The organism is Serratia plymuthica, assembly GCF_018336935.1.
In the GTDB taxonomy this organism is placed as follows: Bacteria; Pseudomonadota; Gammaproteobacteria; order Enterobacterales; family Enterobacteriaceae; genus Serratia; species Serratia plymuthica_B.
On record NZ_CP068771.1, the window covers coordinates 3,466,893 to 3,492,086 of the forward strand.

Annotated in this window: 21 protein-coding genes; 12 read left to right on the forward strand and 9 right to left on the reverse strand. The window is 58.6% G+C overall.

What is annotated here, in order from left to right; all coding sequences use genetic code 11:
• Positions 1-93: 93 nt before the first annotated feature.
• The 3 genes from JK621_RS16175 to JK621_RS16185 form a co-directional block, all read right to left on the reverse strand.
• Positions 94-1,248 (reverse strand): mannitol-1-phosphate 5-dehydrogenase, encoded by a 1,155-nt coding sequence (locus JK621_RS16175; RefSeq protein WP_212556845.1) that lies wholly within the window; start codon positions 1,246-1,248, stop codon positions 94-96.
• Between the two features lie 58 nt (positions 1,249-1,306).
• The gene (locus JK621_RS16180) at positions 1,307-3,226 is read right to left on the reverse strand and encodes a PTS mannitol transporter subunit IICBA (protein WP_212556846.1); all 1,920 of its coding nucleotides are present in this window, start codon (positions 3,224-3,226) and stop codon (positions 1,307-1,309) included.
• Positions 3,227-3,758: 532 nt separating this feature from the next.
• Complete coding sequence (locus tag JK621_RS16185) at positions 3,759-4,478, reverse strand: DUF3053 domain-containing protein (protein WP_212556847.1); 720 nt, start codon at positions 4,476-4,478, stop codon at positions 3,759-3,761.
• A gap of 183 nt (positions 4,479-4,661) precedes the next feature.
• Between JK621_RS16185 and JK621_RS16190 the strand changes: the two genes are divergently transcribed.
• The gene (locus JK621_RS16190; RefSeq protein ID WP_249337084.1) at positions 4,662-5,000 is read left to right on the forward strand and encodes a Fic family protein; all 339 of its coding nucleotides are present in this window, start codon (positions 4,662-4,664) and stop codon (positions 4,998-5,000) included.
• 39 nt (positions 5,001-5,039) lie between these two features.
• Here the strand turns inward: JK621_RS16190 and glyS are convergent, their stop codons facing one another.
• Positions 5,040-7,109, reverse strand: coding sequence for a glycine--tRNA ligase subunit beta (glyS, locus tag JK621_RS16195; protein WP_212556848.1), 2,070 nt, complete (start codon positions 7,107-7,109; stop codon positions 5,040-5,042).
• 9 nt (positions 7,110-7,118) lie between these two features.
• Positions 7,119-8,033 (reverse strand): glycine--tRNA ligase subunit alpha, encoded by a 915-nt coding sequence (gene glyQ, locus JK621_RS16200; protein WP_006321728.1) that lies wholly within the window; start codon positions 8,031-8,033, stop codon positions 7,119-7,121.
• 262 nt (positions 8,034-8,295) lie between these two features.
• Here glyQ and JK621_RS16205 point away from each other — a divergent pair, with 262 nt between their 5' ends.
• The gene (locus JK621_RS16205) at positions 8,296-9,639 is read left to right on the forward strand and encodes an MFS transporter (protein ID WP_212556849.1); all 1,344 of its coding nucleotides are present in this window, start codon (positions 8,296-8,298) and stop codon (positions 9,637-9,639) included.
• On the opposite strand, the gene JK621_RS16210 is transcribed toward JK621_RS16205, so the two are convergent.
• Positions 9,623-11,611 carry an autotransporter outer membrane beta-barrel domain-containing protein gene (locus tag JK621_RS16210; protein WP_212556850.1) on the reverse strand — a complete coding sequence of 663 codons (1,989 nt, stop codon included), beginning with the start codon at positions 11,609-11,611 and terminating at the stop codon, positions 9,623-9,625. The genes JK621_RS16205 and JK621_RS16210 overlap by 17 nt on opposite strands.
• Positions 11,612-11,808: 197 nt before the next feature.
• On the opposite strand from JK621_RS16210, the gene JK621_RS16215 reads away from it, so the two are divergent.
• The 8 genes from JK621_RS16215 to ghrB all read left to right on the forward strand — a co-directional run bounded on the left by JK621_RS16215 (position 11,809) and on the right by ghrB (position 19,240).
• A complete protein-coding gene (locus JK621_RS16215; protein WP_212556851.1) occupies positions 11,809-12,375 on the forward strand; it encodes a DNA-3-methyladenine glycosylase I in 567 nt (188 codons plus the stop codon).
• Complete coding sequence (locus tag JK621_RS16220) at positions 12,372-12,806, forward strand: N-acetyltransferase (protein ID WP_212556852.1); 435 nt, start codon at positions 12,372-12,374, stop codon at positions 12,804-12,806. Before JK621_RS16215 ends, JK621_RS16220 begins: the two co-directional genes overlap by 4 nt.
• 132 nt (positions 12,807-12,938) lie before the next feature.
• Positions 12,939-13,598, forward strand: coding sequence for an OmpA family lipoprotein (locus JK621_RS16225; RefSeq protein WP_063198876.1), 660 nt, complete (start codon positions 12,939-12,941; stop codon positions 13,596-13,598).
• Between the two features lie 156 nt (positions 13,599-13,754).
• Positions 13,755-14,771 (forward strand): LacI family DNA-binding transcriptional regulator, encoded by a 1,017-nt coding sequence (locus JK621_RS16230; protein ID WP_126486199.1) that lies wholly within the window; start codon positions 13,755-13,757, stop codon positions 14,769-14,771.
• A 182-nt stretch (positions 14,772-14,953) separates the two neighbouring features.
• Positions 14,954-15,706, forward strand: coding sequence for a sugar phosphate isomerase/epimerase family protein (locus JK621_RS16235; RefSeq protein ID WP_212556853.1), 753 nt, complete (start codon positions 14,954-14,956; stop codon positions 15,704-15,706).
• A gap of 5 nt (positions 15,707-15,711) precedes the next feature.
• Positions 15,712-16,671, forward strand: coding sequence for a sugar kinase (locus JK621_RS16240; RefSeq protein WP_212556854.1), 960 nt, complete (start codon positions 15,712-15,714; stop codon positions 16,669-16,671).
• A 221-nt stretch (positions 16,672-16,892) separates the two neighbouring features.
• Positions 16,893-18,161: an MFS transporter gene (locus tag JK621_RS16245; protein ID WP_212556855.1), complete on the forward strand. Its 1,269-nt coding sequence runs from the start codon at positions 16,893-16,895 to the stop codon at positions 18,159-18,161.
• Positions 18,162-18,262: 101 nt separating this feature from the next.
• A complete protein-coding gene (ghrB, locus tag JK621_RS16250; RefSeq protein ID WP_212556856.1) occupies positions 18,263-19,240 on the forward strand; it encodes a glyoxylate/hydroxypyruvate reductase GhrB in 978 nt (325 codons plus the stop codon).
• Positions 19,241-19,285: 45 nt separating this feature from the next.
• Here the strand turns inward: ghrB and JK621_RS16255 are convergent, their stop codons facing one another.
• A complete protein-coding gene (locus JK621_RS16255; RefSeq protein WP_212556857.1) occupies positions 19,286-19,573 on the reverse strand; it encodes a type II toxin-antitoxin system RelE/ParE family toxin in 288 nt (95 codons plus the stop codon).
• Positions 19,563-19,811, reverse strand: coding sequence for a CopG family ribbon-helix-helix protein (locus JK621_RS16260; protein ID WP_212556858.1), 249 nt, complete (start codon positions 19,809-19,811; stop codon positions 19,563-19,565). Before JK621_RS16260 ends, JK621_RS16255 begins: the two co-directional genes overlap by 11 nt.
• Before the next feature lie 188 nt (positions 19,812-19,999).
• Here JK621_RS16260 and JK621_RS16265 point away from each other — a divergent pair, with 188 nt between their 5' ends.
• Together JK621_RS16265 and JK621_RS16270 are read left to right on the forward strand one after the other, a co-directional pair.
• Positions 20,000-22,066, forward strand: coding sequence for an alpha-amylase (locus tag JK621_RS16265; protein ID WP_212556859.1), 2,067 nt, complete (start codon positions 20,000-20,002; stop codon positions 22,064-22,066).
• A 134-nt stretch (positions 22,067-22,200) separates the two neighbouring features.
• Positions 22,201-23,454 carry a valine--pyruvate transaminase gene (locus JK621_RS16270; RefSeq protein ID WP_212556860.1) on the forward strand — a complete coding sequence of 418 codons (1,254 nt, stop codon included), beginning with the start codon at positions 22,201-22,203 and terminating at the stop codon, positions 23,452-23,454.
• Positions 23,455-23,502: 48 nt separating this feature from the next.
• Here the strand turns inward: JK621_RS16270 and JK621_RS16275 are convergent, their stop codons facing one another.
• Positions 23,503-25,161, reverse strand: coding sequence for a putative transporter (locus JK621_RS16275; RefSeq protein WP_212556861.1), 1,659 nt, complete (start codon positions 25,159-25,161; stop codon positions 23,503-23,505).
• Between the last annotated feature and the right edge of the window lie 33 nt (positions 25,162-25,194).

Here is a 25,194-nt window from a genome sequence, read left to right on the forward strand (position 1 = left end):
TTTGCGGGCGGACAGCGCGCAGAACCCGGAGCCTACACGTAGTACGCGAGAAGTTCGAGCACTGCCCAACCCTAAAATGGCAAGTAAAATAGCCTATTGGCGCTGCATGGCGTTATACACAGCAATGGCCTGTTCTACAACCTCACTTTCAACCGGCAGGCCGGAAATTTGCGCCAGAGCCGCTTTTGGCCCCAGTTTAGCCAGCAACGCCACCAGCTCTTGCGCCTGCGGATCCTGCTCGCTGCGGTAGCTCATGGCGGCGGCGATGCCCTGGATCAGGTTGGCGTGCGGCAGGCCATATTCCAGCGTGCCCAGCAGCGGTTTGATCAGGCGGTCACCGGCGCTCAGCTTGCGCAGCGGCTGGCGGCCCACGCGTTCGACATCGTCGTGCAGGTACGGGTTTTCAAAGCGGCTGAGGATTTTGTCGATGTAAGCGGCGTGCTTGTCGGCGTCAAAGCCGTAGCGTTTGATCAGCACCGCGCCGCTCTCTTCCATCGCGCCTTTCACCACGCGGCGGATAGCCGAATCGAGGATAGCATCACGGATGGTCAGCAGACCGGCCTGTTGGCCAAGGTAAGCGGTGATGGCGTGGCCGGTATTGAGCGTAAACAGCTTGCGCTCGACAAAGGCCATCAGGTTATCGGTCAGTTCCATACCGGCGATCGCCGGGGGTTGGCCCTTGAACTGGGTCTGATCGACAATCCATTCGCTGAAGGTTTCTACCGTCACTTCCAGCGGATCGCTGCTGCCCGCTTCCGCCGGCGGCACGATGCGGTCCACCGCCGAATCGACAAAGCCGATATGCTGTTCGACCCACGCCTGCTCATCTTGCGGCAGCACGTCGAACACGTGTTGTTTTAACTGGCTGGTGCCGCGCACCATATTCTCGCAAGCGATGATGTTCAGCGGCCGAGTGTTGCCCTGTTGATGGCGCTTGATCAGCCCTTTGGCGACAGTGCCGGCAATTTTAGCCAGGATCTGCGGACCGACGGCGGTAGTCACGATGTCCGCTTCGGCGATCAGCGCCACCGCCTCTTCGCTGCCGCTGTTAACCGCGCTGACGTTATTCACGCTCTCAACCCGCGCCTGCTCGCCCACGACGTGAACCTGATAGCCTTTGCGGCTGTTCAGCAGGTCCAGCACGCTTTGGTTAACGTCGGCAAAGGTCAGTTCGGCGTGCGCGTCCGCCAGCAGCTTGCCGATAAAACCACGCCCAATATTCCCTGCACCGAAATGTAATGCTTTCATATTCCTACCTTTCCAATGTCGAAGGGTGCAGCAAGCTGCACCCTTTAAAATGATTCTGTTATCCGACTTTTTTGCCACCCAGCAGGTCCAGCACTTCCTGCACACTGGTGGTATTCGCCAACCGCTCGATGACGCCTTCGTCATCCAACGCGTTGGTCAGGCTGGTGATCACCTGGATATGTTCGTTGTTGCGGGCGGCAATACCGATAACCAACCGCGCCACTTCATCCTCTTCGTCCCCGAAGCGCACGCCCTGCGGATACTGGCAGAACACCACGCCGGTGCGCAGCACCCGGTCTTTGGCTTCGATGGTGCCATGCGGCACCGCGATCGACTCGCCCAGATAGGTGGAGGTGAGTTTTTCACGTTCCAGCATCGCCGGGACGTATTCCGGCTCTACGTAGCCGCCTTTAACCAGTTGCTCGCCGGCAAAGCGGATTGCCTGCTCTTTATCGCTGGCCTGCAGGTTAAGGAACACGTTGCTTTCGCTCAGTTTGAACAGGTTTTGCTCGGTCGCTTCAAAGCTGTCGTCAAGCGTGCTGATGACTTTTTGCTGGTTATCGGTGGTTTTGTTGGCCGCCACCAGGCGTTCGGTCAGATCGCTGTACAGCTTGCTGTCGAGGAAGTTGGTCAGCGAGATGTGCTGGGCCTGCGGTGCATGGCGCATCGCACGCTCGGTCAGATCGCGGTGAGTGATCACCAGATCCACATCGTCCGGCAGGCTGTTGATGGCGCTGTTGGTCACGGAGATGTTTTTCAGCCCGGCGTCCGCCACTTTTTTGCGCAGCACGCCGGCGCCCATGGCGCTGGAGCCCATGCCCGCATCGCAGGCGACGATGATTTTACGTACGGTAGTCAAGTCGCCGTCCACCGCCGCCTGAGCCACCGCACCGCCTTTAGCCTGAGATTTCATCTCCTGCATGCGGCGGGTCGCTTCTTCCAGATCGTCCTCGTCCTTCACTTTGGAGGTTTTCAACAGGAAAGCGGAGACCACGAAGGATACGGCAAAGGCCGCCGCCACCGCCGCGATATTGGCGAAATAAGCGCCTTTCGGCGTCATCGCCAGCACCGCCAGGATGGAGCCAGGGGAAGCCGGAGATACCAGGCCGCCATTCAGCATGGTGAGGGTGAATACACCGGTCATGCCCCCCAGGATCACCGCCAACACCAGGCGAGGATTCATCAGCACGTACGGGAAGTAAATTTCGTGGATGCCGCCGAGGAAGTGAATGATCGCCGCGCCGCCTGCAGACTGCTTGGCGCTGCCACGGCCAAAGAACATATAGGCCATCAGCACGCCCATGCCCGGGCCTGGGTTGGCTTCAATCAGGAAGAAGATGGATTTGCCGGCCTCGGTGGCCTGCTGGATACCCAACGGCGAGAAGATACCGTGGTTGATGGCGTTGTTCAGGAACAGGATTTTCGCCGGCTCGACGAAGATGGACGCCAACGGCAGCAGGTTATTCGCCACCATGACGTGCACGCCCGCCGCCAGCAGCTTGGACAGCACTTCCACCAACGGCCCGATGCCCAGGAAGGCCAGAATCGCCAACAGCATGCCGATGATGCCGGCGGAGAAGTTGTTCACCAACATCTCGAAACCGCTTTTAATCTTGCCGTCCACCCAACGGTCAAAATGCTTGATTGCCCAGCCGCCCAGCGGGCCGGCAATCATCGCGCCGAGGAACATCGGCATATCTGCGCCGACGATCACCCCCATGGTGGTGATGGCGCCGACCACGCCGCCGCGATCGCCGCCCACCAGCCGCCCGCCGGTGAAACCGATCAGCAACGGCAGCAGGTAGGTGATCATCGGGCCAACCAGTTTGGCCAGAGTGGCATTCGGCAGCCAGCCGGTAGGAATGAATAACGCGGTGATGATACCCCAGGCGATAAAGGCGCCAATGTTGGGCATCACCATGTTGCTCAGGAAACGGCCAAAGTTTTGAACTTTGACTTTGATGTCTGGTGAAAACATAAAACACACCCCTATTGTTACGCGCTGACAATAGAGCGCGTGATTATTGTTGTTACGATCCAGCCGTGTTGGTGCTGTCTGCGAGTGGACTCTATCACGCTGTTTTTATCACGCGAACTTCACGAACTTTTCGTGACGAATATCACACCAAACACCCCATGCACCGGTCATTTATAGTGACACTCGTCACAATTACTCCGTGTAAAAAAAACACAACGAGAACAAAACCCGCGTAAATGCGCAAAAATAGTTATAAAGATCACACTTTTAAGATGCGTGTTTGTTTTTAAATTGTGACATTAATCACAATTTATTTTATCGGTGACTACTGAATCCTGGTTTGAGGAAGACCTTCCCTGTGAGCACTCATCCCGCCGGGAAATAGCGATGTGATGAATGTAAGAAAACTACATGACGAAATACGATGATTAATTGAAGTGTAGTACAGAAGCGATGGGGAAGAAGTAAGCAAGCTATTGGAAAGCCGGGGGGATAAATAACAGAAGCCGGCAAGCCGGCCTCTCAAAAACAATTACTGGGTCACGCTCGCGACGGTTTTCTGTGCATTCAGTAAATCCTGCTGCTTGGCCACCAGATTCGACATCATGGTGTTGTATTGCGTTGCCTGTTGCGAAGTACGGAACTGCACGCCGTTATTGTTAAAGCTCACCTGATTGCCCTGGGTCCGCAGGAAATCCCCGACCTGCACCAGATCCTGAACGAAACTGGCGGTGGTAGGGATAACCGGCATCAGCGCATTGGCCGGCCCGGTGACAATCTTGTCATACGCCTGATTATAAACGGCTTTCAGATCGTCAGGTTGCTTCAGCGCCGCCCGGGAGGTGTCTGCCTGTGACTTGGCCGACTGAATCTGCTGACCCAGCAGGTTCAGCGCCCCAACGGATTGCTGCAGCGAATCGCGTTTGCTCATGTAATCCTGCGCGGTGCGGATCTGGTTAATCTGATCCAACGCCGGCGTCAGGCTGGCATCCAGCGATTTGGACAACTGCTGTGAAAAACCGACCAGGATGGCGTAATCACCGGCATAGTTGCCGAATTTCTGCTTCTGATCTTCGCTCAGCGTCGGGATTTTCGCGCCGCTGCGCATAACCGTATTCTGTAAGTAATCAACAAACGCCTTGCGTTGTTCCGGCTCTTTATCGCCGCAGGCGGTCAATTGCATGACCACCAACAATGCCAATACCGGGGCCAACCAACGCGCGAAAACTCTGCTCTGGATCCCTACCGCCATGTGACATAACTCCTGTTATAAACCTGCTTTCTCATCGGACTCCGTCCCTTTTGTCGCACTCCTTGCGCCTATAAGAATAGATCAACTGAATGCGATCCGATACGCGATTCACCATTCGGTTGCGATTCTGTGGTGAAAGGCCGCTTGTCCGCAGGCAACAGGCTACTGCACGGGCTCTGGCACATGTCATCCTGTCAGCCAGCGTTGACCATCAATACCAGTAACCAACGCACCGACTGCGCGCCCTTTGTGGAGTTTATGCTGGAGATGATTTTGCGGGCGCTGGAGCAAAGTCTTACCCCCCAAGTCGGCGAGCTGTTAGCGGTGCTAAAAGGGGAGATGTCGCGCGGAGCCATTCAGAGTGCGCTGCAACTGCAGGATCGGAAATCATTCCGCGAACGTTATCTGCAACCGGCGCTGCATGCAGGATGGATCGAAATGACGCTACCGGATAAGCCCAACAGCCGTCTGCAAAAATACCGCCTCACCGCAGAAGGCGCAGCACAGCACCGCCAGCAATAGAAAAGGCGCCCGCAGGCGCCTTTTTCACGGCAGAGCCGTTTACTGTAATACGGAGATATCCGCCACCTGCAGGAACAGCTCACGCAGCTTGCTCAGCAACGTCAGACGGTTCACACGCACCGCTTCGTCTTCTGCCATCACCATCACGTTGTCGAAGAAGGCATCGACCGGCTCACGCAGGTCAGCCAGTTCTACCAACGCATCCTGATAGTTGCCTGCTGCGAAATACGGCTCCAGCTTATCGCGCAACACCACCAGATGGGTCGCCAGTTTGATCTCAGCCGATTCTTTCAATACCGAAGCCTGTACGCTGTCATTCAAGGTGTCGGTAGACTTAGCCAAGATATTGGAAACGCGTTTGTTGGCCGCAGCCAACGCTGCCGCAGCTTCCAACGTACGGAAGTGCGTCACCGCCTTCACGCGCGCGTCAAAGTCAGCCGGTTTGGTCGGACGACGCGCCAACACCGCCTGAATGGTGTCGACGGCGTGGCCTTCTTCCTGATACCAGGCGCGGAAGCGGCCCAGCATAAACTCGACAACCTCGTCGACAACCTTGGCATTGGTCAGCTTGCTGCCGTACAGGCGCACGGCCTCTTCGGTCAGGGTCTGCAGATCCAGCGGCAGGTTTTTCTCAACGATGATACGCAACACGCCCAAGGCGGCACGGCGCAGAGCGAACGGATCCTTGTCGCCTTTCGGATGTTGCCCGATGCCGAAAATACCGGCCAGGGTGTCCATCTTGTCGGCGATCGCCAGCGAACAGGCCACCAGCGATTCCGGCAACGCATCGCCGGCAAAACGCGGTTGATACTGTTCGTTCAGCGCAACGGCAACGTCTTCCGCTTCGCCGTCGTGGCGCGCGTAGTGCATGCCCATCACGCCCTGGGTGTCGGTGAATTCGAAGACCATGTTGGTCATCAGATCGCACTTCGACAGCAGGCCCGCGCGGGTAGCGTGGTTCACGTCGGCGCCAATTTGGCCGGCAACCCAGCCCGCCAGCGCCTGGATGCGATCGGTCTTGTCGCGCAGGGTGCCCAGTTGCTGTTGGAACAGCACGGTTTCCAGACGCGGCAGATTGTCTTCCAGACGTTTTTTGCGGTCGGTGTTGAAGAAGAACTCGGCATCGGCCAGACGCGGGCGCACCACCTTCTCGTTACCGGAGATGATTTGCTGCGGATCTTTGGATTCGATATTCGCCACGAAGATAAAGTTCGGCAGCAGTTTGCCCGCGGCGTCATACACCGGGAAATACTTCTGGTCGCCCTTCATGGTGTACACCAGCGCTTCCGCCGGCACCGCCAGGAATTTCTCTTCGAATTTGGCGGTCAGCACCACCGGCCATTCCACCAGCGAGGCCACTTCTTCCAGCAGGCTTTCGCTCAGATCGGCCTTGCCGCCAATCTGCTGCGCCGCCAGCTCGGCATCACGTTTGATCAGCGCCTTGCGGGCTTCGTAATCGGCAATCACTTTACCGCGCTCCAGCAGGATCTGCGGGTATTGGTCGGCGTTGTCGATAGTGAACTCGGCTTCGCCCATGAAGCGATGGCCGCGAAGGGTACGGGCGGAATCGATACCCAGCACGGTGCCCGGGATCAGTTCATCGCCCAGCAGCATCGTCACGGTGTGCACCGGACGCACGAACTGCACGTCGGAGTCGCCCCAGCGCATCAGTTTCGGGATCGGCAGTTTGGACAGCGCAGTGCTGACCATGCCCGCCAGCAGCGCTTGTGCGGACTGGCCTTTGACATGAGCGCGATACAGCAGCCACTCGCCTTTGTCGGTCGCCAGACGCTCGGCCTGATCGACAGTGATGCCGCAGCCACGCGCCCAGCCTTCGGCCGCTTTGCTCGGCTTGCCTTCGGCGTCGAACGCCTGGGCAATCGCCGGGCCGCGTTTTTCGACTTCGCGATCGGCCTGTGCGGCGCTCAGACTGGCCACTTTCAGCGCCAGGCGGCGCGGAGCGGCAAACCAGCTCACTTCGCCATGCTCGAGGTTGGCGCTATCGAGCTCAGCGGTAAAATTCGCGGCAAAGGATTCTGCCAGTGAACGAAGAGCCTTCGGCGGCAGCTCTTCCGTGCCGATTTCCACCAGGAAAGTCTGTTGAGTCATGGCTGCCTCTTAGTTCTCGTTCTTTTTGCACATCGGGAAGCCCAGCGCTTCACGGGAAGCGTAGTAGGCCTCGGCAACGGCTTTGGTCAGCGTGCGGATGCGCAGAATATAGCGCTGACGCTCGGTCACCGAGATCGCCTTGCGCGCATCCAACAGGTTGAAGGTGTGGCCGGCCTTCAGAATACGTTCGTAAGCCGGCAACGGCAGCGGTTTTTCCAACGCCAGCAGCGACTGCGCTTCTTTCTCGTACTGCTCGAAGCAGGAGAACAGGAAGTCGACGTCGGCATACTCGAAGTTGTAAGTGGACTGCTCCACTTCGTTCTGATGGAACACGTCGCCGTAGGTGGTCACACCCAGCGGGCCGTCACTCCAGACCAGATCGTAGACGCTGTCCACGCCCTGGATGTACATCGCCAGGCGCTCCAGGCCGTAAGTGATCTCGCCGGTAACCGGTTTGCACTCCAGGCCGCCGACCTGCTGGAAGTAAGTGAACTGCGTCACTTCCATGCCGTTCAGCCACACTTCCCAGCCCAGGCCCCAGGCGCCGAGCGTCGGGTTTTCCCAGTTATCTTCTACGAAGCGGATATCGTGGATGGTCGGATCCAGACCCAGCTCTTTCAACGAGCCGAGGTACAGTTCCTGAATGTTGTCCGGCGACGGTTTAATGATCACCTGGAACTGATAGTAGTGTTGCAGGCGGTTAGGGTTTTCACCGTAACGGCCGTCGGTCGGGCGACGGGACGGCTGCACATAGGCGGCGGCAATCGGCTCTGGGCCGAGTGCGCGCAGGCACGTCATCGGGTGAGAGGTTCCCGCGCCGACTTCCATGTCCAATGGTTGAACAATGGTGCAGCCCTGGCGCGCCCAATAGTCCTGCAGTGTCAGGATCAGGCCCTGAAAGGTCTTGGTATCAAACTTTTGCATGTTGAATTCGCACGCGATACAAGTGGATTTATATGGAATGCGCCAGTATACCCGTTGACCGTAAGATATACAGCCAGAATCCGGCAACAAGTGCGAATCGGTAAAGAAGCGTCGCCTTTTCATGCACTCTTTTAGGGCAAACGCCCCTGACAGGCACCCATTCCATGCTCTCGCCACCCCGCCGCATCCCGTCCCGCCACGGCCACAAGACTGGCACCAACCTTGCAGCGTCCTGATATCAAACGTTTCAGGAGGTTCGCTGATGACCAACGCCTTAACCGACAGCCGCTATCGCTACCGTATTTTCGCCATGGTGTTTTTTATTGCGCTGATCAACTACGTCGATCGCGGCGCGTTATCCTTCGCCGCCAACGATATCTCGCATGAATTCAACTTCAACAAGGCGCAGCTGGGCGCCGTGCTGGGCTACTTCGGCTTCGGCTATTTGTTCGGTTCGCTGTGCGGCGGCTTTCTGGCCGACCGAATCGGCACCAAAAAAGTCTGGCTGATGGCCGGTGCCCTGTGGTCGCTGCTGGAGATCGCCACTGCCTGGGCCGGCGAGCTGGGGGTGGCGCTGTTCGGCGGTTCGGCGATCATGGGGTTCGCCGCGCTGCGGATCATGTTCGGCTTTGCCGAAGGCCCGGCCTACGCGCTGATGAACAAAACCATCGCCAACTGGGCGCCGCGCAAGGAACGGGGATTCTCATTGGGCATCGGCCTGTTGAGTACCCAGGTGGGTTCACTGCTCACCGCACCGTTGGCGGTAGGGTTGCTGCTGTTGACCGATGACTGGCGCAGCATGTTTATTCTGCTGGGCCTGTTCTCGCTGATCGCCATTTTGCTGTTCGCCCGCGTCTTTACCGATACGCCGCAGGAGCATCCTCTGGTTAACGCCACCGAACTGGCGGCCATCGGCGCCGATCAGGAAGCGGACAGCCGACAACCGCACCTGCCGTGGTGGGCATTTTTCACCAACCGCACGCTGGTGTTTAACGCCCTGGGTTACTTCTCTTTCCTCTACGTCACCTTTGTGCTGGTCACCTGGGGGCCGAAATACCTGCAGGACACCTTTAATTACGATCTGCACTCGCTGTGGTATGTGGCGATGATCCCCTGGAGCGGCGCCTGCTTTACCGTGCTGCTCGGCGGCCGCATCGCCGATGCGCTGCTGAGGCGTTTTGGCAATCTGCGGCTGGCGCGCAACCTGTTTGCGGCGGTGACGCTGCTGCTGACCGCCACCTGCTTCCTGCTGATCCCGTTTATGAGCACGCCGACTGAAATCATTCTGTTGATGACGCTGGGCAATGCGCTGAATGCGCTGGTGAATAATGTGTATTGGTCGGTGGTGATCGACGTCACGCCGAAGGCGTCGGTGGGCGCTTACAGCGGCATGACGCTGGCGATCGCCAATATTGCGTCGATAACCGCGCCGATGCTGAGCGGTTGGTTGGCGCAGCACCACGGCTATGGCGCCATGTTCTTCGCCACCGCCGCGGTATCGTTCTGCAGCATGCTGTGCATGACCCTGCTGCAACCGGAAAGGAAGATGAAGGGAATCAGCACAGGCACCGAATCTGTGCCCCTAAGCATCAAAACCTCGCACTGACGCCGACGTTATACATAAACTGCTCGCCGCTGCTCAGACCGCCGGTTTGCGAAACGGTGGCGAACGCCGCCACCTGGTCAGTCAGCGGCATGTTCGCCCCCAGCGTCACATCCACCCAGTTTTTATCCTGGCTGGCGCTGTCGCGGGTGAACGAGGTCTGCGTGGACTTCAGCCCGCCGCCGGCCCGGTAGACATCATCGCCAAACTGATGCTGATAGCTGACTTCGGCGTACGGATTAAACAGGCCAAATTGAGTATCCAGCCGCCAGCCCAACGCGCCGATCTGCGAATGGTAGGTCTGGTCGTTAAAGCGCATTGAGGTACTGGTGTTGCCATCCTCACTGTAACCGGAGACATTGCTGTAATCCCAGGCAAACTGCGCCATCGGGCCGGTAGTCAGGTAAGAGGTGATGGGGAAGTCGTATCCGGCGGTAACGCGAGCGCCCCACTGCTTGCCGGAGGTCGAGCCGGTTTCGGTACGGGTTAGCGGCCCAAGCTGCATGCTGCGGCGAATATCGTCGTAATCCATGGTCGCATAGTGCAGATCGGCATTCACCCAGCCGTGCTCAAACAGATCGAGGGCGGTAAAGGCCGACAACAACAGGCCGCGCGCCTTGTATTCATAGCGGCTGGACGGCTGTTGATCGTCATTGGAACCGGATATCAGCGCGCCAATCAGCCAGCCTTCGGTCAACTGATAATCGACCCCAACCGTCAGATTATGGGTGGTGGCGTTGCCGTCGCCCGCCGCCTTATTGGCCGAGTAATCATAATGCTGCCCGGCATAGCCGCCGAAGACGCCCAGCGCTCCCTGCGGATTGTCGCCATTGCGCAGTTGCTGGAAACGGCTGTCGAGCGTCGCGCGGCTGTCACGCGCCATCGCCGCCGTCGCCTGATTCAGCGCCACCACCTGCGCCGGGCCGTCCAGCACCGCCTGAATATAATCGGCAATCAACAGATGCGCCTGCGGGCTGGGGTGAAAATGGTCGGAGAACAGATAGGACTGACTGGCGTCGAACCCCGGCATGGCGGAATTGCACACCGCCGACGACACGCCGGCCGGGCAGGCCATGCCGGCGGTATTGGCGAAGCCAAACTGCGCCGGATTGGCTATCGCCTCGGCGAACAGCTTGTTCACGTCGACGCGAACAATATTACCGCCGCCCTGCGCCAGCAGGCGATCCTCACTCTGGTTATAAAAATCGGTCAGTTGCGCGGCCTGAGCGCTCAGGCTGTCAAAGGCGGCAATCAGCTGCGCAGCGATCGCCTGCTGCACCTGCGGGATTGCGCTGGCCTGTGCGGCAGCGGAAGTCAGCGCCTGATGGATCGCCTGAGTGCGCGAAGCATTATCCGGCGTGGTCAGCGAATTGAGGGTGGCATAGGCCGCCTGCACGGCGGCGCCCTGCACCGGCGTCAGCGCCTGCTGGATAATCAGCTCCATCAGCTGCGGCGTTGAACCAATATTCGGCACCGTCGGCACGATCACCGTACCTGCGCCGGCATCCAACAGTGAATGAACCTGTACTGCGGCTGCCGCAGCGCTGTTATAGGCCACGTCCGACCCGGTGGCCGGATTTAACGCCGCCGCCGCCAGATCGTTGCCGCCAATCCAGTGAATATACAGACCGTCGCTGTCGGCCCGGCCATCGACCCGACCAAGGTAGCTCTGCACCTGATCCTGAGTATTGTCCGCCGGGTTGAGCGCCGGTACCGCCACGCCGCCGCCGGCGGCATAGTTGTAGCCACCGTCGTCCGACGCCACCAGCGCTGCGCCGATGCGTTGCGCCAGCACTTCGTCATACAACAGGTGTTTATTGCTGTCGTAGGTAAAGCGGCCATTGTTGCCGGTATCGCTCAGGCTATCGCCAAATACGTAGACTTGGTCATAAGCCGGCGCCGGGGTAGTCGTACTGCATAATATCGCCACTGCAAGCGCCGCCGGGCGGGGCATGCGAGTTATTTTTAGAGGCATGAAGAGACTCCTGAGAGCCAGCAAATGAAGGAAAACCGTTTCTTATCATTGACCTTTTTTGCCTGCGGCCATCTAGTAAATATTGCTGGCTTTTTCGCCACGTCAAGTCGCTTGATGATAAAACAATCAGGGGCTTGCCAAGCTCACCGCTTCGGGAGATGATTACTGTAAATAAACACAGCTCAAGGAAAGGCAGTATGACCAGCGAACGTTGCGGTTGGGTAACGGCAGATCCGTTATATCTCGACTATCACGATAAGGAATGGGGCGCACCGACCACCGATGCGCGCGAACTGTTTGAAATGCTGTGTCTGGAAGGCCAGCAGGCCGGGCTTTCCTGGATCACGGTGCTGAAAAAGCGCGAAAATTACCGTCGCGCCTTCCACAATTTCGATCCGCAACGGGTGGCGGCCATGACCGAACAGGACGTGGAAACGCTGCTGCAAGACAGCGGCATCATCCGCCATCGCGGCAAAATCGAAGCCATCATCGCCAACGCCAGAGCCTATCTGGCCATGGAAGCAGCCGGCGAAGATTTTTCCGCCTTTATCTGGGGCTTTGTCGGTGGCGAGCCACAGCTCAACGGCAGGCAAGCGCTGAGCCAGGTGCCGGCGAAAACCGAGCTGTCCGATGCCTTGTCCAAGGCGTTGAAAAAACGCGGCTTCAAATTTATCGGCTCCACCATCTGTTACGCCTTTATGCAGGCCTGCGGGTTGGTGAACGATCATCTGACCGGGTGTATTTGCTACCCAAAGCAGAAATGATCCGCCCCTGTCGCCCGGCCGATATACCGCGGCTGATAGCCCTGTGGTTGCCCAGCACCATCGCCGCCCACCCGTTCGTGGTGGAAAGCTATTGGCGGGAAAGCGCTGCGCTGGTACGGGATAGCTATCTGCCACGGGCGCAAAGCTGGGTGTATTGCCACGCAGGGGAGATCGTCGGGTTTATCAGCGTGCTGGATGACCGTTTTATCGGCGCGCTGTTCGTCGAACAGGCCTTTCACGGCCACGGCGTCGGCCAGGCGCTGATGACGCACGTACAGCAGCGCTATCCCCGGTTGAGCCTTGAAGTGTATGAGCAAAATCTGCGTGCCTGCGCGTTCTACCGTAAGCAGGGTTTTCAGGTATCCCAACGGCTGTTCAATGAAGAAACCCAGGCTTATACGCTGATCATGAACTGGCCACCGGCCGTCTGAATTCTGTCGATTTTGCTTAAAAATAACGCACTCTGCACCGGGGTGCGGTCAATTCAGAATCCGCTGCATGGTATTCCTCTGATTTTTCCCTGATAACAGGCTTAGCTTCTATCCGCTTGTTAAGGAAAAAACATGAAACGCATTGCGATTATTGCCGGCGCGGTGAGCGTTGCGCTCACGCTGTCAGCCTGTACCACCAACCCGTACACCGGGGAATCTGAAGCCGGCAAATCCGGTATTGGCGCCGGTATTGGTGCTGCGCTGGGTGCCGGCGTGGGCATGATTTCCTCGTCGAAAAAAGACCGCGGCAAAGGTGCGCTGATCGGCGCAGCAGCCGGCGCGGCGCTGGGCGGCGGCGCGGGATATTACATGGACGTGCAGGAAGCCAAGCTGCGCGACAAAATGAAAGGCACCGGCGTCAGCGTCACCCGCCAGGGCGACAATATCGTGCTGAATATGCCGAACAATGTCACCTTCGACAGCAGCAGCGCCACCCTGAAACCGGCGGGCGCCAACACCCTGACCGGCGTAGCCATGGTGCTGAAGGAATACCCAAAAACTGCGGTTAACGTGATTGGCTACACCGACAGCTCCGGTTCCCGCTCCCTGAACATGACCCTGTCGCAACAGCGCGCCGACGGCGTAGGCAGCGCGTTGATCACCCAGGGCGTGGCGGCAAACCGCATCCGCACCTCAGGCGCAGGCCCGGATAATCCAATCGCCTCCAACAGCACGGCAGAAGGCAAGGCGCAAAACCGCCGCGTCGAGATCACCCTCAGCCCGCTGCAGTAATCCCGTGCGGGGCGCCAAGCCCCGCCGCTTCTCGCTTTCCGCCCATCCCTTAGTCACGCACAACCTGCCATTCAGCATTCCCGGCCCGGCGCCGGGTGTGGTAGTCTCCTTGGCAATTAACCGCAGGGGAGATCGGCAGTGAGCACTGTTAAGGCAATGCGCGCCTCGGGGCGCGCCACCATCAGCGATGTGGCGAAAACCGCCAAAACCGGCAAGACCAGCGTATCGCGCTATCTGAATGGTGAGCAGCACCTGCTTTCTGACGATCTCAAACAGCGCATCGAACAGGCAATCCACCAGCTCGACTACCGGCCGAGCCAGATGGCCCGCAGCCTGAAGGGCGGGCAAACGCGCCTGATTGGCCTGATCATCGCCGATATCACCAACCCCTACTCGGTGGACGTCATGCGCGGCATCGAAGCCGCCTGCCGTCAACACGGCTTTACCCTGCTGGTGTGTAACACCAATAACGAGGTCAATCAGGAGCAACACTATCTGCAGCTGCTCAGCAGCTATCGGGTGGAGGGCATCGTGGTCAACGCCGTCGGCATGCGTGAAGAAGCGTTGTCGACGCTGCAACAATCCATGCTGCCGATGGTCCTGATCGACCGCAAAATCCCTGATTTCGCCTGCGACGTGGTCGGCCTGAACAACCATGAGGCGGCGACCACTGCTACCGAACATCTGTTGCAGCAGGGATTCGAAGCCATCTTGTTTCTCAGCGAGCCTATCGGCACGGTCAATACCCGGTTGGAGCGGCTGCACGCCTTTAACCAGACCATGGCGCAACATGACGGGCTGCTGGCTGAACAGGCCGAGACGCCGCTTAACGACCTGAAGCAGTTGGAAAGCGTGCTCAGTGGCTTTAACGCCCGCCACCGCGGTATGCGCAAGGCGGTGATTTCCGCCAACGGCGCGCTGACGTTGCAGGTAGCGCGCGCCATGCGCCGGCTGGGCATCCAATGGGGCAGCGATATCGGCCTGCTCGGCTTTGACGAGCTGGAATGGGCAGAACTGGCGGGGGTAGGCATCACCACCTTGAAGCAACCGACCTATGAAATGGGCCACGCGGCGCTGGAACAACTGGTGCAACGTATTCAGGGCCTGGATGCGCCGATCGGCGAACAGATGTTCTCCGGTGAACTGATCGTGCGCGGCTCCACCACCCGATAACCCCCCTTCCCAGCTGTGGCGCGGTTTACGGCGCCTCTCTGCCCCCTCGAAAGACTATTTTTTGCTCATGTTCGTGATTGCGATCATATTTTTACATTCTGTCGCTTTCACCTGGAACCGGTTCCATTTAACGTACTCTTAACAGCAGCGGTGGGAATAACGCCACCTCAGGAGCCAACAAAATGAAAAGAGAAATTATCGTAGTGACCGGCGCATACGGCACCGATGTGGTTCAGCAACACGGCGGGCAAGCCGCTTTACTGCCGATCATCGCCGGCGCAGGCGCTGATGGCGTGGAGATCCGCCGTGAACTGTTTTCCGCCCAGGAGCTGGAAAGCCTGCCGGCGCTGGCTCAGGCGATTGAACAACAACAGCTGTTTGCCGTTTATTCCGCTCCTGAGGCGCTGTTTACCCCACAGCATACGCTGAACCCAAACCTGCCGGCGCTGCTGGCAGAAGCCCAGGTGCTGCATGCTCGGCAGTTGAAGCTTTCCCTTGGCCACTACCAACCGGGTTTCGATTTTACCGAACTGAAAGTGGCGCTGGAGCAGCACCCGGTCAAACTGGTGGTGGAAAATGACCAGACTCCTGACTGCGGCATTCTGTCGCTGCTGAATGCCTTTTTCCATGCGGCGGAAGATAACCACCTGCCGGTCAGCATGACGTTCGATATGGCCAACTGGCACTGGGTGGGGCAAGACGCCTTCGCCGCCGCAGAACGCCTGGCGAACCACGTCAGCTATGTTCACGTTAAAGCCGCCACCCACGGCCCGCGCGGCTGGCGCGCAGTGGCGCTGGACGACACCGACGGCAGCTGGCGCGATCTGCTGGCCCGCCTGCCGCTGGACGCGCCGCGCGGCATCGAATTCCCTCTGCAGGGTGACAGCCTGGAAGCCGTTACCCGCCACTACGTTAACCTTCTGCGTGCGGAGTAAACATCATGACAACGCTGACAGCGGCGCGTAATGCGCCATTGGACGTAGTTACGCTGGGTGAGGCCATGGCGATGTTCGTGGCCACGCAAACCGGCGATCTGGCTGAAGTCGAGACCTTCACCAAGCGCATCGCCGGTGCCGAGCTGAACGTGGCGATCGGCCTTGCGCGCCTGGGCCTGAACGTGGGCTGGGTCAGCCGGGTCGGCAACGACGCTTTCGGCCGTTTCGCTCTGCAACAGCTGAAAAAAGAAGGCATAAACTTCCAGCAAGTCACGATAGACGGCAACTATCCGACCGGTTTTCAGATCAAATCGAAAACCACCGATGGTACCGATCCCAGTGTGGAATACTTCCGCAAAGGCTCAGCGGCCAGCCATTTGTCGACCGCCGACTTTAACCGCGATTACTTCGGCTCCGCACGCCATCTGCACCTGAGCGGCGTGGCTGCGGCCCTGTCCGGCCAGTCTCTGGAGCTGTGCAACCATGCCGCCCGTGAGATGCGCGCCATGGGCAAGACCATTTCATTCGATCCCAACCTGCGCCCGGTGCTGTGGTCCAGCCAACAGGTGATGATCGACCAATTGAACAAGCTGGCGTTCGCTGCCGACTGGGTGCTGCCGGGGCTCAAAGAGGGGCAAATTCTTACCGGCCAATCCACGCCGGAAGGCATCGCCGACTTCTACCTGGAACGCGGCGTGCAAGCGGTGATCATCAAAACCGGCCCGGACGGCGCCTGGTTTAAAACCGCCGCCGGCGATCGGGCCACGGTGCCGGCGATCAAAGTCAGCAACGTGGTAGATACCGTAGGTGCGGGAGACGGCTTTGCCGTTGGGACAATCAGCGCCCTGCTGGAGGGCAAAACGCTGAAACAGGCGGTGCAACGCGGCAATAAAATCGGCTCGCTGGCGATCCAGGCCATCGGCGACAGCGAAGGGTTGCCGACCCGCGCGGCACTGGCTGAATAAATATACCCGTCATTCTTCAAGCTGCAGGTGTGTTGACTGCGAGCACTCACCCGAATCACTTACGTGAGTAAGCTCATCGGGATTCACGCTCTTGTCGCCCTCCTGCAACTCGAATTATTTAGGGTCATAACAAACATAATCGGTTAACCGACTTCTCCGCACGACGTGTACCTCTGGCCCTACAACCAGGGCGCGTTGGGAGATCACTGAGGAATCAGACCATGAATAAAGCGACTCTCGCGGCTAAACGCTGGTGGTACATCATGCCCATCGTGTTTATCACCTACAGCCTGGCCTACCTCGATCGCGCTAACTTCAGCTTTGCCTCGGCCGCCGGCATCAACGACGATCTGGGCATTACCAAAGGCATGTCCTCGCTGCTGGGCGCACTGTTTTTCCTGGGCTATTTCTTCTTCCAAATTCCCGGCGCGATCTATGCCGAACGCCGCAGCGTAAAAAAACTGATCTTCTGGTGCCTGATCCTGTGGGGCGGCTGCGCCTCGTTGACCGGCGTGGTCAGCAATATCCCGATGTTGGCCGCCATTCGCTTTATTCTCGGCGTGGTGGAAGCGGCCGTGATGCCGGCGATGCTGATTTACATCAGCAACTGGTTCACCAAATCAGAACGTTCACGCGCCAATACTTTCCTGATCCTCGGTAACCCGGTAACCGTGCTGTGGATGTCGGTGGTTTCCGGCTACCTGATCCACGCCTTCGGCTGGCGCGAGATGTTCATCATCGAAGGTATCCCGGCGGTACTCTGGGCCTTCTGCTGGTGGGTGCTGGCGAAAGATAAGCCGGCGCAGGCCAAATGGTTGAGCGAAGACGAAAAATCGGCGCTGCAGAAGCAGCTTGATGAGGAACAAAAAGGCATCAAGGCGGTGCGCAACTACGGCGAAGCCTTCCGCTCACGCAACGTGATCCTGCTGTGCGTGCAGTATTTCGCCTGGAGCATCGGCGTGTACGGCTTCGTACTCTGGTTGCCGTCCATTTTGCGCAGCGGCATGCAAATGGGCATGGTGGAAGCCGGCTGGCTGTCGGCGGTACCTTACCTGGCGGCGACTATCTCCATGATTCTGGTGTCCTGGGCTTCGGACAAAATGCAGAACCGTAAGCTGTTCGTCTGGCCGCTGCTGCTGATCGGCGCGCTGGCGTTCTTCGGCTCCTATGCCATCGGCACCAACCATTTCTGGGTTTCCTACGGTCTGCTGGTGATCGCCGGCGCGGCAATGTACGCCCCGTACGGCCCCTTCTTCGCCATCATTCCGGAAATGCTGCCGAAAAACGTCGCCGGTGGCGCAATGGCGCTGATCAACAGCATGGGGGCGCTGGGTTCTTTCTTCGGCTCCTGGTTCGTCGGCTACCTGAACGGCGCGACAGGCAACCCGGCAGCTTCCTATATGTTTATGGCGATTGCGCTGGTCGTGGCGGTGGTGGTGACACTGATCGTCAAACCCGCCCGCAACGAGGTTCATCCACAAGTAGCCTGATCTCGTTATACTTTATTTTTCGTTGAACATACCCGATGGGTTTCGGGTTGTAGCCAACAACGCTACAGCCTGAAAGACAAAGGGTATTGCTGGAGTTCGTGATGAAGCCTTCTATCGTATTGTACAAAAGCATTCCCACCGAGCTGCGTGAACGGCTGGAACAGCACTTCACCGTGCACGCCTTCGATGGCCTGTCGCCGGATAACCGCGACGAGCTGAAACAGGCGCTCGCTCAGGCGGAAGGGATCATCGGTTCCGGCGGCAAGATTGATGAAGCTTTCCTGCAGCAGGCGCCCAAGCTGCGCGCCGCCTCGACCATTTCCGTCGGTTACGACAATTTCGACGTCGACGCGCTTAACGCCCATAACGTGGTGCTGATGCATACCCCGACCGTGCTGACCGAAACCGTCGCCGATACCATCATGAGCCTGGTGCTGGCGACGGCGCGCCGCGTGGTGGAAGTGGCCGAGCGGGTAAAAGCCGGTGAATGGCAGGGCAGCATCGGGCCGGACTGGTTTGGCGTCGACGTGCACCATAAAACCCTCGGCATCCTCGGCATGGGTCGCATCGGTCTGGCACTGGCGCAGCGCGCGCATTTCGGCTTCGGTATGCCGATACTGTACAACGCCCGCCGCACCCACGAAGAGGCCGAGACGCGTTTTAACGCCCGCCGCTGCGATCTGGACACCCTGTTGGCCGAGTCCGATTTCATCTGCATCACGCTGCCGCTGACCGAAGAAACCTTCCATATGATCAGCCGCGACCAACTGGCGAAGATGAAAAAGAGCGGCATTTTGATCAACGCCGGCCGTGGCCCGGTGGTGGATGAAGCCGCGCTGATCGACGCGTTGCAGAACGGGACGATCCACGCCGCCGGGCTGGACGTCTTCGAGAAAGAGCCGCTGCCGGTCTCTTCGCCGTTGCTGACGCTGCCGAACGTGGTGGCGCTGCCGCATATCGGCTCCGCCACTCATGAAACCCGCTATGGCATGGCCGAATGCGCGGTGGATAACCTGATTGCCGCCCTGACCGGCACGGTCAAGGAAAACTGCGTCAATCCGCAGTTGCTGAAGAAGTAACTTTCATGGATGCCAGTGGGCTAAAAAACTGGCATCCATGCAAAATTACCAGCATTTTTTCGGTGGACGCCTATGCATATGGAAAATCCTAAGGATATGTATTTCATTGTTTTTGATTCTGTATGGAATCAGATACGGGAAAGTTTTCATCACTATTTCCCGCGTGCCCATCACCCTGCCGGCTCTGCCCAAGGCCGGGTTGGAAACCAATAAACTCACTAAACGAAAGACCTCCCTGGCAAACTCAGTCGCAACCTGAGGACTCTCTTGATAAAACCAATCATATTCGTCATCAAAATTGCTTGCGGCTTTCCTTAGCCATTTAATTTTCATCGTTAACAATCACTCCCATCTTCTTGAAACGGGCTTCCATTTCATCATCAGAAGCAAAATCCCCTTGATCCGCCTCAATCATCGCCTGTTGAGTTTCAGCAATTTGCCAGGCTTCGCGGTTGATAAAATCCCGAATGGCTTGCCCAGCCAGAAACGATTTTGTTCTGCCGGTCGCTTTGGCCAAAGCTTCAAGCTGCTCACTGAGATCTTCCGATAATCGAACAGACATCACGCTCATAGATCACCTCATACTACAATGTATACATTGTAATATAGATTAGAAAAACACCGGGTAACAGCGTTGGTTCTCCCCCTTCCTTCTCCTCCCTGAAAATACGCCATCGGGATGAGGCTATTTTTTCTTCATTTGTCACACTGAGCATTACCCCAGAATAAAAACGCTTCCTGCCACGCGTAAGGAGAGCCATGAAACGCCTGACCCTACCTCTGCTGATGCTGCTGTCACCGGCCGCACTGGCAAACTGGACGCTGCAAAGCTTCCCGACCTTTGACGAATCGACCGCCGGGCTGTTCACCAGCCACGCCACGCTGCCCAAGGGCGAACTGCCGCTGAAAATTTATCAGGATCGGCAATGCTGGCAGCCGACCGCGGCGGCAAAGCTGAATCAAACCCTGTCGCTGCAACCTTGCGGCGATGCCCCACCGGTCAATTGGCGGCTGTTCCGCGACGGTGAATACCAGGTGCGCGTCGATACCCGCAGCGGCACGCCAACGCTGCAGCTCAGCCTGAAAACGGCCCCACAGGCCGCCGCCGCGGCGGTATCCCGCACCTGCCAGCGCTGGGACGGCCAACCCGTCACCCTTGACGTAGCGACGACCTTCGCCGAAGGCGAAAGGGTACGCGATTTCTATTCCGGCCAAACGGCCAAGGTCAGCCAGGGCAAAGTGACCCTTCAGCCTGCCGCAGGCAGCGGCGGAATGCTGCTGCTGGAATCCGCCGGCACGGAAAAACCGGCACCGTTCAACTGGCACAACGCCACGGTCTATTTCGCCCTGACCGATCGCTTTGAAAACGGCAACCCGGCCAACGATCACAGCTACGGCCGCCGCAGCGACGGCATGCAGGAGATTGGCACCTTCCACGGCGGCGATCTCGCCGGGCTGACGCAAAAGCTGGATTACCTGCAACAGCTTGGCGTCAACGCACTGTGGATCAGCTCGCCGCTCGAACAGATCCACGGTTGGGTCGGCGGCGGCACCAAAGGCGATTTCCCGCACTACGCATATCACGGCTACTACGCACTGGACTGGACCCGGCTCGACGCCAACATGGGCACCGAGCAAGACCTGCACAAGCTGGTCGAACAGGCACACCAGCGCGGCATCCGCATTCTGTTCGACGTGGTGGTAAACCATGTCGGCTACGCCACCCTGGCCGATATGCAGACCTTCCAATTCGGCTCGCTCTACCTGAAGGGCGCGGAGATCGAAAAAACGCTGGGTAAAAACTGGGGGGACTGGCGGCCCGGTCCGGGCCAAAACTGGCACAGCTTCAACGATTACATTAATTTCAGCGACAAGGCGGGCTGGAGCCCATGGTGGGGGAAAAACTGGATCCGCACCGATATCGGCGACTATGACTCGCCGGGTTATAACGACCTCACCATGTCACTGGCCTTCCTCCCGGACATCAAAACTGAAGCGCCCGGCGCCAGTGGGCTGCCGCTGTTTTATCGCCATAAACCCGACACCGCCGCGCACGACATTCCCGGTGCCACGACCCGCGACTATCTCACCACCTGGCTCAGCCAATGGGTGCGCGATTACGGCATCGATGGCTTCCGCGTCGATACCGCCAAGCACGTGGAGAAGCCCACGCTGGCGCTGCTGAAACAACGTGCCACGGCGGCGCTGGCGCAATGGAAAGCCGCCAATCCGCAACAGGCGCTGGATGACGCCCCATTCTGGATGACCGGCGAAGCCTGGGGCCATGGCGTGATGAAAAGCGACTATTACCAGAACGGCTTTGACGCGATGATCAATTTCGATTTTCAGGATCAGGCGTCGCAGGCGTTGAGCTGTTTCTCCAGTATCGATGCCACTTACCAACAAATGGCCGACAAGCTGCAGGATTTCAACGTACTGAGCTACCTCTCCTCGCACGATACCCGGCTGTTCTTCGCCAGCGACGCCAAGGGTTCGCTGCCATTGCAGCAGCGTGCGGCAGATTTGCTGCTGCTGGCCCCAGGGGCGGTGCAAATTTACTACGGTGATGAAAGCGGTCGTCAGCTCGGCCCGACCGGTTCGGATCCGCTGCAGGGCACGCGTTCCGATATGAACTGGCGTGAACTGCAAGGCGCCAAGGCGCCGCTGCTGGCGCATTGGCAGCGGCTTGGGCAGTTCCGCGCCCGCCATCCTGCGATCGGCGCTGGCACGCAGCAGTCGCAGCAAACCGCAAGCTACTATGCCTTCAGCCGCCGGCTTGGCGACGACAAGGTGATGGTGGTGTGGGTCGGCGATCGGTCACATTAATTCAGTACAATCTGCTGGAAAACAACCGCCGGGTGGCGTTTATTCCCGGTGGTTGTTTTATGTACCGCATTGCGCCGAGAATTATCTGGCGGTATGGTGGGCGATTACCTGCTAAAAACAATACTGCTGCACCTATGACTTTTTCACTTTTCGGCGACAAATTTACCCGTTACGCGGGCATTACCCGTTTAATGGATGACCTGAACGAAGGCCTGCGCACGCCCGGCGCCATCATGCTCGGCGGCGGCAATCCGGCGCAAATTCCAGAGATGGAAAGCTACTTCAAACAGCTGTGTCAGGACATGCTCGACCAGGGCAAACTGACCGAGGCGCTATGTAACTACGATGGCCCGCAGGGCAAAGACGCCCTGCTGAAAGCGTTGGCCACTTTGCTGCGCGACGAGCTGGGCTGGCAGATTTCACCACAGAATATTGCACTGACAAACGGCAGCCAGAGCGCGTTTTTCTACTTGTTTAACCTGTTTGCCGGGCGTTATGCCGACGGCAGCCGCCGCCGCGTGCTGTTCCCGCTGGCGCCGGAATATATCGGCTATGCCGACGCCGGGTTGGACGAGGGCCTGTTCGTTTCGGCCAAGCCCAATATCGAGCTGCTGCCGGAAGGCCAGTTCAAATATCACGTTGATTTCGAACACCTACATATTGGCGACGACATCGGCATGATCTGCGTGTCGCGCCCGACCAACCCAACCGGTAACGTGATCACCGACGAAGAGCTGATGAAGCTCGATCTGCTGGCGCAACAGCGCAATATTCCACTGGTGATCGATAACGCTTACGGCGTGCCGTTCCCCGGAATTATCTTCAGCGAAGCGACGCCGCTGTGGAACCCGAACATCATCCTGTGCATGAGCTTGTCCAAGCTCGGGCTGCCCGGCTCACGCTGCGGCATCGTGATCGCCGATGAGAAAGTCATCAGCGCCCTGACCAACATGAACGGCATCATCAGCCTGTCACCGGGCAGCATGGGGCCGGCGATGGCAGCGGAAATGATCGAACGCGGCGATCTGCTGCGCCTGTCGAACGAGGTGATCCGCCCGTTCTACAAACAGCGCGTTGAACACACCATCGAGATAATCCGCCGCTATCTGTCGCCAGAGCGTTGCCTGATCCACAAACCGGAAGGGGCGATTTTCCTTTGGTTGTGGTTCAAGGATCTGCCAATCACCACCGAGCTGCTGTATCAGCGCCTGAAAAAACGCGGCGTGCTGATGGTGCCGGGCCACTACTTCTTCCCGGGATTGGAGCATGAATGGCCGCATACTCACCAGTGCATGCGGATGAACTACGTGCCGGATCCGGAGAAAATCGAGCGCGGCGTAGCGATTTTGGCGGAAGAGATCGAACGCGCGCATCAGGAAGCGAGCTAACGCCTGAGCCGGGGCGCAGCAGGCAGGTAAAAGCTGCGCCCCGGTTCGCTACATCGCCCAAAACAGCACCGCCAGCAACTGCGGCGACATGATGCGCAGGAACATCGCCAGGGGGTAAACCGTGGCGTAAGACAGCGCGGCAGCGCCGCTGGTCGGGTGCAGGCCGTTGGCGAAGGCCAGCGCCGGCGGATCGGTCATCGAACCTGCCAGCATGCCGGACAGCGTCAGATAATTCATCTTGCCCACCACCCGCGCCAACACGCCCACGCTGAACAGCGGGATGGCGGTAATCAACGCGCCGTAGCCAATCCACGCCAGCCCTTCGCCATGCATCAGGGTATCGACAAAATTCCCCCCCGATTTCAGCCCCACCACCGCCAGAAACAGCACAATGCCCAACTCGCGCAGCGCCAGGTTGGCGCTCGGCGGCATAAACCAGTACAGCTTGCCAATGCTGCCGATACGCCCGAGGATCAATGCCGCCACCAGCGGTCCGCCGGCCAGCCCAAGGCGCAATGCCGCCGGGAAACCGGGCACGAACAGCGGTATCGAGCCCAGCAACACGCCCAGCCCGATGCCGATAAAAACCGGCAGCATCTGCACCTGTTGCAGCTTCTGTTGCGCGTTGCCGACGATGGCCGCGACCGCTTCAATCGCTTCCGGCCGCCCCACCAGGTTGAGGATATCGCCAAATTGCAGCGTAACGTTGCTGCCGGCCACCAGTTCAACCCCGGAACGGTTCAGGCGCGAGATCACCACGTCATATTTTTGCTTCAGGTTGAGATCGCGGATTTTGCTGCCCAACACCTTCTCATTGGTCACCACCGCCCTAACCACCTGTAACGCCGTGCCGCGCGTTGACAACGAAACGTCCACCTCTTCGCCAATCACCAGCCGGGCATTTTCCAGGCTCTCGCGCTTTCCTACCAGATGCAGATAGTCACCTAACTCCAGCCTCTCGAGCGGCGCGGGCACCATCAGCAGCTCGCCGCGTTTCAGCCGTGAGCAGACGATGTCCTCCCCATTCAGCAGCGGTACATTTTTTATCGCCATCCCTTGCAGATTGGGATTACGCACCGCCACGTTCATGGTGTGCAGCAGTTCGTGATGATTGCCCAGGCTGTTTTCAAACGCCTGGGCTTCCCGATCGATATTGATGCGGAAGAACAGGCGGATCAGCCACATCACCAGCAGGATGCCGCAGATACCGAACGGATAGGCCATGGCGTAGCCCATCCCCATGCGATCGACCAGCGCCGGATCTGACCCCAGATCGGTAAGAATTTGCTGCCCGGCGCCGAGCGCGGGAGTATTGGTGACCGCCCCGGAGAACACGCCGAGAATGATCGGCAGCGGCACGGCAAACAGCTTGTGAACCCCCGCCGCCACCACGCCGCCGACCAGCACCAGTAAAATGGCGAAACCGTTGAGCCGCAGCCCGGACACCCGCAGCGAAGAGAAGAAACCTGGCCCCACCTGAATGCCAATGGTGTAAACGAACAGGATCAACCCGAATTCCTGGATGAAATGCAGCATGTCGCCGTTAAGACTGATTTGCCAGCTCTGGGCGAAATGCCCCACGATAATGCCGCCGAACAGCACCCCGCCAATACCCAGCCCGACGCCATACACCTTCCAGTTACCCATCCACAGCCCGAGAACGGCCACCAATGCCAACATGCTGACGGTCAGGGCGATATCGCTCATAGGTCACATCCTTGCCAGAAGTTTAACAACAGG